The 12034-nt window shown below is 69.6% G+C and carries 10 protein-coding genes and 2 pseudogenes; 5 read left to right on the top strand and 7 right to left on the bottom strand.

Translation table 11 applies throughout. The annotated features are described in order from the left end of the window. The coding region (locus tag ACWDYJ_RS34430) for an amylo-alpha-1,6-glucosidase (protein ID WP_451569544.1) at nt 1-1327 on the bottom strand (1327 nt) is incomplete at its 3' end. 471 nt (nt 1328-1798) lie between these two features. Then, nucleotides 1799-2407, bottom strand: coding sequence for a DinB family protein (locus ACWDYJ_RS34425; RefSeq protein WP_451569546.1), 609 nt, complete (start codon nt 2405-2407; stop codon nt 1799-1801). Nucleotides 2408-3031: 624 nt separating this feature from the next. Between ACWDYJ_RS34425 and ACWDYJ_RS34420 the strand changes: the two genes are divergently transcribed. Together ACWDYJ_RS34420 and ACWDYJ_RS34415 are read left to right on the top strand one after the other, a co-directional pair. Continuing rightward, nucleotides 3032-3397 carry a ribosomal maturation YjgA family protein gene (locus ACWDYJ_RS34420; RefSeq protein ID WP_451569545.1) on the top strand — a complete coding sequence of 122 codons (366 nt, stop codon included), beginning with the start codon at nt 3032-3034 and terminating at the stop codon, nt 3395-3397. 305 nt (nt 3398-3702) lie between these two features. Beyond that, nucleotides 3703-5085: a hypothetical protein gene (locus ACWDYJ_RS34415; protein WP_451569543.1), complete on the top strand. Its 1383-nt coding sequence runs from the start codon at nt 3703-3705 to the stop codon at nt 5083-5085. 149 nt (nt 5086-5234) lie between these two features. Here the strand turns inward: ACWDYJ_RS34415 and ACWDYJ_RS34410 are convergent, their stop codons facing one another. Together ACWDYJ_RS34410 and ACWDYJ_RS34405 are read right to left on the bottom strand one after the other, a co-directional pair. Further along, entirely contained in the window at nt 5235-5495 is a 261-nt protein-coding gene (locus ACWDYJ_RS34410) for an MOSC domain-containing protein (protein ID WP_451569542.1), read from the bottom strand. A gap of 292 nt (nt 5496-5787) precedes the next feature. Next, nucleotides 5788-5931: pseudogene (locus ACWDYJ_RS34405) on the bottom strand (MOSC N-terminal beta barrel domain-containing protein); the annotation flags it as partial. A 15-nt stretch (nt 5932-5946) separates the two neighbouring features. Between ACWDYJ_RS34405 and ACWDYJ_RS34400 the strand changes: the two are divergent. Further along, nucleotides 5947-6138, top strand: coding sequence for a hypothetical protein (locus tag ACWDYJ_RS34400; protein WP_451569541.1), 192 nt, complete (start codon nt 5947-5949; stop codon nt 6136-6138). A gap of 64 nt (nt 6139-6202) precedes the next feature. Here ACWDYJ_RS34400 and ACWDYJ_RS34395 read toward each other — a convergent pair whose 3' ends face one another. Further along, complete coding sequence (locus ACWDYJ_RS34395; RefSeq protein ID WP_451569540.1) at nt 6203-6742, bottom strand: GNAT family N-acetyltransferase; 540 nt, start codon at nt 6740-6742, stop codon at nt 6203-6205. A 265-nt stretch (nt 6743-7007) separates the two neighbouring features. Between ACWDYJ_RS34395 and ACWDYJ_RS34390 the strand changes: the two genes are divergently transcribed. Further along, nucleotides 7008-8801, top strand: a complete 1794-nt coding sequence (locus ACWDYJ_RS34390) for a hypothetical protein (protein ID WP_451569539.1) — start codon at nt 7008-7010, stop codon at nt 8799-8801. 152 nt (nt 8802-8953) lie between these two features. Here the strand turns inward: ACWDYJ_RS34390 and ACWDYJ_RS34385 are convergent. Further along, nucleotides 8954-9262: pseudogene (locus ACWDYJ_RS34385) on the bottom strand (barstar family protein); the annotation flags it as partial. 266 nt (nt 9263-9528) lie between these two features. Further along, entirely contained in the window at nt 9529-10392 is an 864-nt protein-coding gene (locus ACWDYJ_RS34380; protein ID WP_451569538.1) for an SMI1/KNR4 family protein, read from the bottom strand. A 3-nt stretch (nt 10393-10395) separates the two neighbouring features. On the opposite strand from ACWDYJ_RS34380, the gene ACWDYJ_RS34375 reads away from it, so the two are divergent. Continuing rightward, nucleotides 10396-11877, top strand: a complete 1482-nt coding sequence (locus tag ACWDYJ_RS34375; protein ID WP_451569537.1) for a hypothetical protein — start codon at nt 10396-10398, stop codon at nt 11875-11877. The last annotated feature ends 157 nt before the right edge of the window (nt 11878-12034 follow it).

Here is a 12034-nt window from a genome sequence, read left to right as displayed (position 1 = left end):
CGCACAGGGCGATGGGCGGCTCGGCCAGGCGGCCGTCGGCGAAGTTGACGCCGTCGAAGGAGTCCTTCCAGCCCTGGTTGAGCAGGCCGTCCTCCGTCATCCGCTGGTACTCGACGAAACCGTCGCCGTCCCGGTCCCCGTACTTCTCGATCCACTCCAGCGCCCGGTCCGCGTGCGGGAGCAGCGCCTCCACCGCCTCCGGCGCGATTCCCCAGCGCCGCAGCTCGCCCAGCATCATCACGAACAGCGGCGTCGCGTCCGCCGTGCCGTAGTAGACGCTGCCGCCACCACGGGCCAGCGGGAAGTCCAGGCCCAAGCGGGTCTCGTGCAGGATCCGGCCCGGCTGCTCTTCCGTCCGCGGGTCGGTGGTGCGACCCTGCGCGCGGGCCAGGGTCTGCAGGGTGCCGAGGGCCAGCGTCGGATCCAGTGGCAGAGCCATGTACGAGGACAGCAGCGAGTCACGGCCGAAGAGCGCCATGAACCAGGGTGCGCCGGCGGCGACCGCCACGTTCTCCGGGTACTCGGGGTCGAAGATGCGCAGCGCGCCGAGGTCCTCCCGGCTCCGCCGCAGGGTCCGGTGCAGTTCCGGATCCTCGATCTCCGCGATCTGCGGGGCGGCCTCGCGCCAGGCCCGCATGCGCAGGGCGGGCGGGGACTCGCCCACCTCCACTCCTGCGGGGAACGTCCCGGCGACGTGCCGACCGTCGACGCTCGGCTGGACCACGACCGTCGTGCGCCACTCGCCGCGCGGCTCCAGCTCGACGTGGAAATCCAGGCGGTCGCCCTGTGCTCGGGCGCCCGTTGCCTCGACGCGCACACCGCGGTGCGCCGAGGCGTTCTGGAAGGCGAAGGTCAGACAGGATCCGTCGGGCGTGCAGGAGACGCCGCCGTTGGGCCGCGCTCGGCTTTCCTTCACCTCGAACAGGTCGGCGAAGTCGGCACCCACGTGCAGCGAGATTTTCGCCGAAATCCGCAGGTTTCCCAGGTTACGAAGGTGGAGATCCTCCCGCATGCCCTCGCCGACGTAGCGTCGTCGTTCCAGGAGCAGCTCGGTCTGCGAGCCGCGCGGCGGGACGCGGGAGACGAAGGTGGTGCTGTACGGGGTGTGGGAGAGCACCGTGAGGTGCTGAGGGATCCGGTCGTCCACCCGTAGACGCCAGTCGGAGATGATGCGGGTGTCCCGGAAGAACAGTCCCTGCGTCCACTCCGCGTCCATGTCGCCGGAGGTTCCCGAGACACAGAACGTGGGCCCTTCGACCAAAGTCACGGTGGGGGCCCCGTGCACCGCCGGCTCGTTCTCGACGATCGGTTCGAATCCCTCAGTCATACGTCCTCCCTCGCTCCTGCGAAACGGGCCGCTCCCTCACGGTCTCACTGCGCGGCCGTCCGGGCATCCGGGTGCGAGCCCTCGGGGGCGTCCGCGCCGGTTCTGGCCTGGTCAGGGCCTGCGGTCAGCGGATTCCTCCGGTGGGCGGCAGTTCCGGTGGGTCCTGTGAGCGGTGTGCCGTTGATGGCGCCCAACCGGGCCCAGGGAGCGGTGGAGCAGGGGTGCCGTCGTGATCGTTCCGACGGGCGGGCAGTTCTTGGTGTCGACGACGACGCGTGGGGCGGCCATGCGGGTGGCGAGGTCGTTCCAGTCGGCGCGGCCATCCGAGGACGGCGACGGTGGGCTGGCCGGTCCCGCGCCTGCGTACGGAGTGACGGTCGCCCACCGCGGACCCGTCCGTCGCCGCCGGCCCCAGGGTGTGATGATCTACACCCTATGAGTGATCTTGATCGGTGTGTCAAAGTGCAGTGATCACTGGCCTACTCGGCCGTCGATCCGCTCGCGCAGGAGGTCGGCGTGGCCGCAGTGCCGCGCGTACTCCGCGATCTGCGCCACCAGGACATCGCGAAGCTGCACGTCCTCACCGTGGGGGCCGAGGTCGCAGACGCCGGCGTTCCCGATGCCGAGGTCGCGGACGCCGGCCAGGAACTGGTCGTTGAGCTCCACCTCGGCCCGCCACTGTCGCCAGGCATCGTCCACGACCGCCGGGTCGGCGATCGCGCCGTTCCAGTCGCCGTCGCGGTCGTCGGCTGTGCAGTACAGCTTCGGCGCGTCCTCGCCGGTCATCACGCGGCGAAAATGTCGCTCCTCCTCGGCCATGTGTCGCACCAACCCGAGCAAGGACATCGTGGACGGTGGTACGGATCGCAGGGCGAGCTGCTCGGCGTCCAAGCCCGCGCATTTCATTTCCGTGGTGAGGCGGTAGGCGCGCAGATGGTCGAGCAGCATGCTGCGTTCATCGGCGGTCTTGACCTCGGTCTCGCGTGGGTCGTCGTCCGGGTCGACCCACATGTCGGGGTGGATGGTGGAGCTCGTCCACCGAGTCACCGCTGGTTCATTGATCCGCTCACCCGAGTCCATGTGGGCATCGTCGCGCGCGTCGACACGGTCCGCCACCAAATATCGGCACGGTTCTGACCCGCTTCCGTGACGAGCGGCCGCAGGGGGATCCCGCCACCGATCACGGTGCGGCACATGGTTGTCCCGTCCCGGCAAGCCGAAGACCGCGCAGACGTCGGCGGGCTGCGTAAGGATGCTTGACTGCTCGTCGAAGGTGAGGGTGCTGTTGACCACATGCCGGCAGCCTGCGATGTCGAGGGCAGTGATCAGCTCCTCGCGGAGGACGGTGGCCTCGAACGACTCGGAATCAGGGAGGGCGAGCGGCGGAAGGCTGACGGTCGAACCTGGCCAGAGGCTGATCCAGATGCCGCTCACCGCCCGCTGAGTGACCACCAGCCGCAGCCCGCCCCAAGAGTAGGGGTGGCCGTCGACATCAGGCCCCTTCATTACGCGCGCCGGGTGAGAGCGGCCCGGGCCGAGGAGATCTTCAGCTTCAGCCAGGGACATCCCGCAGGTGAGCGGCCCGATTCGGCCAGTGCGGGAGCGCCCGCCCACACCCCCCGCTCACACGTCCGGCAGGATGACCCAGTGGCCCTCATCCCCGAAACCCCTGACCGCGCCGCTGCCGACGCGGTACGGACCCGTATGGCGGCAGCCGGGGCTGCCATCGTGATCGTCGGCGCGGGGCTCGGTCTCAGGGCAGTGACGGCGGGGAACATGGCCAAGTACGGTGGAGACACGCTGTACACCGTCCTGCTTCTCACTCTTGTCGTCTTGGTCGCCCCACGGGTGACGCCCTTGAGGGCCGCCGGAAGCGCGCTGGCCGCCAGTTGGGCGGTCGAGTTCCTACAGCTCAGCACGGTGCCGGCGGAGCTCTCCCAGCGCAGCGCCGTCGCCCGCCTCGTGCTCGGTTCCACCTTCAATCCACCTGACCTGTTCTGGTACACAGTCGGCGCGGCGGCGGGATGGCTCGTCCACACCGCGGTGCGGCGGCGGTGGCCTCGGCCGTGAGGGGCCCCCGGCCCGGGGGAAGGCCGCCGGTCCGCGCGACGTCGTAGCGCAGCGATTCCATCCACCCCTCGACGCCGAACTCCTGGCCGATGAGGCCGGCGGACGAGGAGAGCAGGGACGCCCTCGTCGAAGGCGCCCCTTCGCGCCTCTTCATGCTCCGTCCGGGTCATCGCTCGCCCGTACGGACCGCCCGCCCGCCCGTACGGATCACTCCGGGAAGCCGACGGCGACGGCGCGTGGTCGGCTGGGCCCGGCTGGTTGCGGTCCTCTGACGGCCGGCCGCCCACCGCAGAAGAAGGAGTCCCATGTCTCGTCGGCATGTCCCGGCCGTCCTCGGCCTCGTGGCGGGCGCACTGGTGGCGGTACCGGCCCCGGCCGCTCACGCCGCCACGGTGAACGTTCGCTGCTCGGTCCCGGATCTCGTCGCGGCGATCAACGCCGCGAACAGCTCACCGGGGCCGGACACGCTCCGGCTGGCGCGCGAGTGCACGTACCGGCTGTCGGCACCCGACCCGGCCAGTCCCGGCAACGGACTGCCGGAGATCCGCGGCGAGATCACCATCGACGGGCGTCACTCGACGATCGCGCGCGACAAGAAGGCTCCGAAGTTCCGCATCCTCTTTGTCGCGGGGACGGGCAATCTGACGCTCGACCGCACCACGGTCAAGGGCGGCTTCGCCATCGACTGCCCCTTCTTCCAGGACCAGCCCCCGGGCATCGTCTGCGGCGGTGGCATCTCCAACACCGGAACGATGAGGGTGACCCGCAGCAGGTTCATCGGCAACACCTCCCAGTCCGACGTGTTCGCCCAGGGCGGCGGTATCGACAGTCCCGGCACCGGAAGCGTGAGCGAGACCGAGGTGACCGGTAACCACGTCGTGTACAACGGGAGCGCCATCGGTGGTGGCGCCGCCGGCGCTGCCATCGCGAACGACGGTCCGCTGACGGTCACCGATTCGAGGCTGACCGGGAACACCGCGACCGTCACGGAGGACACCCAGAGCTTTGCCTTCGGGGCCGGCATCATCAGCTTCGCCGAGACGACCGTCGAGAACACGGTCATCAGCAAGAACCGTTCCTTCGCCCCGGGCGGGTTCGCACGTGCCGCCGTCTCCAACGGCATTCCCGAGCCCGGCAGGATGATCGTGACCGGCGGCGCCATCAGGGACAACACATCGGACGCTCCTCACGGTTTCGCCCAGGGCGGTGGCATCGCGAACAACGCCCTGATGACCGTGAGCAAGGTGAAGATCAGCGGCAACCGGGCCGTCGCCGAGGACGGCACCGCGCGCGGGGGCGGTATCCGTGTGGGTCCCATCGGCACCCTCGACCTGACCGACAGCCACATCACCGGCAACACCGTCAACGCTCGGAACGGCACGGCCCAGGGCGGCGGCCTCGACAACCCCGACGGCGGCACCCTGACAGCCAGGCGCAACCAGATCCTGCGGAACACGGTCACCGCGAAGGGCGGCACCGCACAGGGCGGCGGCCTCTACCACGCGGGGGGACCCACGGGGCTGGGCACCACCACGCTGGAGAGGAACACCATCACCCGCAACCGGGCTGGCGACGGCGGCGGCATCTTCAAGGCCTCCGGGGTCCTCACCCTGAACGGCGACGTCATCCGCGACAACCGGCCGAACAACTGCAGCCCGGTCGGCGCGGTCCCGGGGTGCACCGGCTGACGGCCTCCCAGAGGCAGTGCGGCCAGCCGGGCTGTGCGGCCGCGGCCCGGCTGACAGGGTGCGAACTTTCCGAGTTCATGCAGTTCACCGCCTCCGCCACGTACCGGTGGGGCCGGCTAGTGACGTGCGTCGCGCTGCGATGGCCCTCGTCACATGAGAATGACGGCGTCTCCGGCACGTACCGGACCGGGCGCCACCACTGTTGCCAGGGCGTCCAGCCGGGCGTGATGTGCCTTCGCGATCGCTCGCAGCACCAGCGGGGAGTGGGGTAGATCCCGTTGGGCTTCATTGGTCATGACACACCGCTCGCTGGAGCGCACGAACTCCAGACACAGGGCACCTCCGATCCACGCCTTGCACCCGAACCACTCGTCCTCGACGAACGGACGGGTACCCGGTGGGGTCCGCACCAGGAGATTCGGCCGGAAGCGCCGCTCGTCGACCGGAACATCGGGAACCGCCGCGCGCCCAGTCGAGGGTGGCTGTAGTCAGGACGCTGAGAGGAAGCTGGTCGAAGTGGGAGATCTCTTGCTCGCGGGCCAATGCGACGTCGTCTCGGCCAAGGTATCTGCGGAGGTAGGCGGTTGGATCGGCAACGATCGCGCCGTGCGGATCCAGCAGCTCCGGCTCCTGCGTCCCGTCCGCGTAGCGGGAACGCAATTGCAGCAGGCCGGGCATCCGGCGGAACCGTCGGGTGTTCTTACCGGAGCCGAGCTTGCCCGTGCCGTCGCGCACCGCGAACAGACGGTCGCCGACGAGACCGCGGGTGTCGACATCCGCTCGCCGCAGCTGCTCTCCTCCCGTCGACTTGATCGGATACCGCCATATGCGCTCGACCGTTCCCATCGCGTACGTCACTCCATGGACACTACAAGAGCATTCCTGCCCGATTTCGGGCAGGAAATCGCACTGCGCACCGCCGCCCCGGGCCGCCGCAGGCGCGCCTGGGGCGTTGTCCTCGGCATCCAGACCGGCACCCTCGTCCGGGGTGTGCTCAGCTCGCTCGGCATCACCGCCGTACTGACGGCATCTCACCTCGCCCTCGGCGACTGATCACCGTCCCTCCACGGCGCACGCGGCCACGCAGCCTGCGTCGTACCGCAGGCGTTGTAGCGCCCTACTTCCCTGAGTCGCTCCACCGGATCTCGCCGTCCTCCACCACATCGGACGCCCTCAGCCCGAGCACCCGTGCGATGCCCATCGACGCGTGATGCCCCGGATGGATGTACGCGGCCAGCCCGCCCACCCCCTGCGCCCGCAGCCAGGACGCCATGGCAAGCGCTCCTTCTCGCCCGTAGCCCTTGTGCTGGAAGTCGACACCGACCACCCATGCGAGGGACGCCTCAAGCGCGTCGTCGGCGGCCGGCCGTTGCAACGTGGCCTGGACCGTGCCGATCAGCTGCCCGTCCGACGTCCGGCGCAGCATCCAGTTCAGCCACCCCTGCGTACCGTCCGGCGAGTGGCCCGCCAACTGGCGCCCGTACCGCGCTTCGAGCCGCGCGGGTGAGTGGGGCGTCCCACCCGTCCACGTATGAAGCCGTACATCACCGAAGACGGACGCCGCCTCACGCGCGTGCTCCACGCGGAGCGGTTGCAGAGAGAGGCGCGGCGTCGCCAAAGGAACAGCGGCGGGCCAGGGGGGTGTGTACGCGGGCATCAACGGAACATACCCGGTTCCGGGCGGCGAAGTGAGCCGAATCGAACCGGCCTTGGCCGGTGGCACACCGTTGTGGTTTCCCACCTTGCCTGGGAGCTGGAGAGGTCTGGCGCCGGGGCAGCCGCTCGGCGCCGGAGTCAATCGGTGACGCGATCAGTTCTATTGGGCTGCTACGTTCGATTAGGCTGATCATGTTCAAAATGACATCGGGGGATGGTTCCGCACGTATGCGTGTGAGGCGGAGCCATGTAGAGGGGGAACCGTAGTGAAGCTCAAGCGCATTGCCTTCGTGGCTGCCGCCGCCGTAGTGGGTCCGACTGTCCTGATGGCCTCGCCCGCGATGGCCGACGAGGTGCAGAAGCCGGCGGTCACCACACCCGACGCGGCGCCGAAGGACGACACGGCCAAGCCTGAGGCCGAGGCGACGCCGGTCGGCGCGGCCAAGGAGTCGGCCAAGCAGAGCGTTGGTCAGGAACGGCCCTGGGGGCCCAAGCTCTCTCTGGAGAACCTGCCCGCAGCCGGGTTCGTGGCCGGTGGCAACTGGAGCGAAGCCACGCTCAAGGTGGACAACAGCGGCCTCAAGGCGGTCGACGACTACGCGCTGGAACTCCGTGTCACCGGCAGCGCGCTGAAGGCCTCGTACTTCGACGTGGAGGTGTTCCACGCCGGCGCCTGGCACACCGCAGCCCCGATGCCCGCGATCGACGCCCCGGTCTACGACCTGACCCCCGGCCTCTCGTACGGCGCGGGCTCGGTCACCGAGCTCAAGGTGCGGATGCGCGCCACCGCCGCGGCGCCCGCAGCCGACATCAAGGTCCACGTCAGCGGCACGGACCACCGGGACGTCGACTCGAAGGTGGCGTCGTACCCGTCGAAGATCACCCACAGCAAGACCGACGCGGGCGACGGGATCAAGGCCGGGGCCCCGAACCTGACCCTGGACGGGCTACCGACCCATGGCTTCAAGGCCGGCGACGACTGGCGCGAGTTCGCCCTCCACGTGGACAACTCCGGCCGCGCGGCAGTCGACGACTACAGCCTGGAACTGGTCCTGTGGACGCTCGACACCGCCGAGTTCCAGGACGGTGACATCCAGTTGGAGATGTACGCACCGGACTCCGCCGGTACCTGGGCCTGGCGCACGGTCGAGGCGTACGGCTCGGAGGAGGCATGGAGCCTCGGCCTCGCCGAGGTCGACATCGAGAAGAACGAGGTGTTCGACCTCAAGCTTCGGATGAAGTTCGACAAGGACGTCCCGCCCACCCGCATTTCCCTGGACACCACCGCCGAGGGCGGCAGCGCGGAGCGCGTCAAGCACCGCACCGTGCTCACCGCCCCCGACGGACAGGCGCTCCGCCACGGCCCGAAGCTGGCGCTGAACGGACTGCCCAAGGCAGGTTTCAAGGCCGGAGGCGGCTGGGAGTCGCTCGCCCTGAACGTCGACAACTCCGGCAAGGAGGCGATCGACAAGTACACGTTCACGCTGTTCTTCTTCAACGACGGCAAGCACGTCCTGCGTGCCGAGCACCTGGACATCGAGATCTGGAACGGCAAGGAGTGGGTTGCGGTCGAGAAGGACCCCACGGGCTCGACTCCCGGGGCGATCTTCGACTGGGCCGTGGGGAAGAACGCCAAGTTCGACATCCAGCTCCGGGTCCGCGCCACTGCCGACGCCCCGGCCTGCGACGTCGTCGTGATCCTGTACGCGGACAGCAACGGATCGGATCAGCCCGTCGATTCGCCCATGGTCGTCCTCCAGACCTCGGTCGTCACGTCGGGCACGAGCGGTGACGGGAACGGGAACGGGAACGGGAACGGCGACACCGACCACGACACCGGCGGCAACAAGCCCTCCCCGGACGGCGGCTCGAAGCCGGTCGACAACAGCGGCAGCACGGGCGGCAACACCAACACCGGCTCCCCCGCCACGGGTGGCGAGCTCGCCCGGACCGGCACCGACTCGGCTACCAGCTGGGCCCTCGGCGCCTCCGGTATGGCACTCGCCCTGGGCGCCGCGTTCGTCGTGGGCACGGGCCGCCGACGTCGCCCCACCGCATAACGCCGGGCCGCCCGGCGGTCAGGTTCCGACGTTCGAGGTGAGTCTCCCCGCCGGTCACGAGCACGACCGGCGGGGAACCCCCGAGGGCCCGTCAAACCAAGACGGACCAACTGAAGCGTTGCGTCACAGCCACCGCAGCGGCAGAGACCGCTTCACGCGAACATGACACGCATCCCGCCCTGGGCCAGGGCATCAAAGGTACCGGCCATCAGGTCGTACGGCTGGCCGTCCGGCGTCACGGCACGGGACAGGTGCTCGCGCGCGGTCGCGGCGTCCCGCCAGAGCAGCGTTGCGGGGGCGGTGTAGCCGAAGGTACCGCGCAGGCAGTCGGCGAGGGCGGCCAGGCAGCCGCCGAAGTAGCCGCCCGGTCCGTTCACCGCCTCGCCGAGCGCCAGGTAGAGGCTCGGGACGTCCGTGATGTGCCGGCCGTCGAGCTCGTACGCGTGGCCGGCCGGGCGGTCGCCGGAACAGGTGTCGGCGCGGGAACCGGGGTTGGCGGAAGTGAGTGGTGGTCGGCGAGCGGGCGCCGCTTGCGCCGATGGAGGAGGCCGCTGGGCGGCTTGTTAGATAGTTAGCAAAGATGCGTCCTCTACACCCGACGGCGCCTGTCAACTCCTCCCGCCGGAGCTGGGGTTCGGCTCCGGGCAGATCTGCTGACCGGCGCCTGGAGCGGTGGCCGCAGCCCGGATTCCCCGCCGGCCGGACTGAACGCGGCCGGCCGCCTCGATCATGAGGGTGAGAAGGGCAGCGGTTCGGCGTCCAGTGACTCGGTGTATCCCAGGGCCCACTGCCCGGGGACGGTCTCGCAGACGGCCTCCAGGTCAGCCCGGGTCCGGCCCCGGACGTGCAGCCAGCTGTGGACGCCCAAGCCGTCTTGGCGGAGCAGCTGCCCCGGGGCGGAGAACCAACGCACCGGAAATTCCTCCGGACCCGTCCACGTCGGGTAGTCGGGCAGTGCGACGCGCCGGAAGCGTTCGGGCACCGCACCAAGCAGGTCCGCCGGCAGCTCGCACGCGTTGTACAGCCGACCTCCACCGCCGAACAGCGCCTCGCTCAGTACGAGCTCGACGCAGGCCAGGGACACCCGAGCCATGAATTGCACCCAGCCGTGCCGCCCCTGGACGAACACCGGCGGATCATCCTGATCAAGGTCGCGCAGGCGCACGCCCCAGAAGGCGCCGCCCTGATTCTCGCTGCGGAAGACGAGGACACCGCCGCACTCGTCATGCACGAACATCTCGGCGGGCGTCAGCAAGGGATCCTGGTTGGCGATCAGGTCGAACCGCGCGCCCAGGAGCGCGTAGACCTCACGCAGCGCGGCCGGCAGGAAGCAACCGAGCGCTGCCTCGGCCCGCGCCAATTCCGCTGCCGGCGTGCCGTCGTCCTCGGTCAGTGGCTCGCCCCAAGCAGCGGCGAAGCCGCGGATGAACGCCCACGCCCGCTCTCGGTCGGAAACTCCGCCGTCCAGAGCCTCGGCTACGTCGAACACGCCAGTCATGCTGCGAACCGTAACAGGAAGCACACGCCGCATCGCCGAGAGATGATCAGGCAGCCAGTAAGAGCACCGTACCGGGCCGACTGCAAAGATCACTTCATGGGAGACACTGGTGAACAGCTGACACGAACTGCGTTCGACGTCTTGGAGGCATCGGATTCCACCCGCGCCGAAGCCCTGCGGTTGCTCGGGGCCGACAGGGCCCTGCACGCGGAATGGATCGTGGGGCTCGCCGTGAACCGCGCGGCACCGGTTTCGGTACTCCGACGTGTCTTCACGGTTGACCCGCTGCCCGATCCCCGGTCCTGGCTGATCTATCGAGAGCTGTCGCCCCAGTTGGCGATGGCCGCCGTCGCGCATCCCGACCCCAAGGTCCGCGAGATCCTCGCCGCGAATCCGCACCTGCCGCCGGAAGCGCTTGCCGTGCTGGCCGACGACCCCGACCCGAAGGTGCGCCGCTGCGCGGTCGTCATGGCGGGCGAGTTCGGCGTCGAGCTGCCGACGGAAGTCACAGTCCGGGTCGCTACCGACCCCGAGGTGCGGCTGCGCTACTGGGCTACCGCACTGCCCGGTCTGCCGGACGAGACCCTGCTCTCCCTCGCCGAGGACCCCGACCCGCGCGTCCGCTCCGCCGCGATCGGCCCATGGAGCTGGCCACGACTGCGCCCGGAGGTCCGGGCCGCGGCCGAGGCCGACCCCGATCCCAGGGTGCGTAAGGCGGCCGAACGCGCCACCCGCGTCGATGTGCCGCTGCCGGCTACGGTCAAGGACTTCCTCGCGGAAGAGGACGACCGTCGGCGCCGCGACGCCGCGTTCAAGGCGCCCGTCGAGGCCGCGTTGGCGCGGCTCCTCGTGGAGCACGAGGACGACTGGATACGCCGTGCGGCCGCATCCAATCCCCACGTGCCAACGAGGCTCGCCCTCACCCTGGCCACCGATCCCGATGCCTCCGTCCGTCTCGCCGTCTCCCTGCGTGGGGACCTCACCGAGGAACAGCGCACGGCGATCGACTACACGGTGACCGAAGGCCGGCATCCGGTGCCCGTGTGGGTCGAGGAACGCTTCGGCGACCTGGACGCGCTGCGGGAGATCGCCGTCTCCTCCCACGTCCTGCTGCGCCGGGGCGTAACGCGCGCACCAGAGCTACCCGTCGACGTGATCGAGCGGCTGGCCGCCGACGACGACTACTACGTCCGGCTGATGCTGTGCGAGAACGACCACGCGCCGCACGAGCTGCTGGTGGAGATGTTCACCGACTGGCACGGACTGAGCTGGGGCCTTCTGGCATCCCGCCGCAACTTCGCCCGCCCTGGCCTGGCCCGTTTCGCGGACGATCCGAACTACCGGCTGCGGTATGCAGCGCTCTTCGACCCCGAAGCGGAACCGCAGCTCGTCGAGCGGCTCTCCCACGACGAGAACGACACGGTCCGCCGCCACGCCGTGGCCGACCCCCGCCTGCCCTACACGAGGCTGATCGAGATGCTGGGCGAGGGCGAGATGTCACGTACGGCGGCTCTCAACCCCGCGCTGCCCGTGGAACTGATGCACCAGCTTCTCGATATCGCCGGCGTCAACAGCTGAAGGCGGTGGCAGAAGGCTTGGTGCGGGGCATTTCCTTGCGGGTGGGGTGTTGCGGGCTGAGCCCCTGTGGGCTGAGACCTGGAAGAGCTGCCGACCAGCGTGCGGACGAAGACCAGCAGCGCCTCGGCGAGGGCCGGTTCGTCGAGCGCCCCCTCGA

It is taken from the genome of Streptomyces sp. NPDC003042 (assembly GCF_053591315.1).
This window is presented reverse-complemented; position numbering and strand designations above follow the sequence as displayed.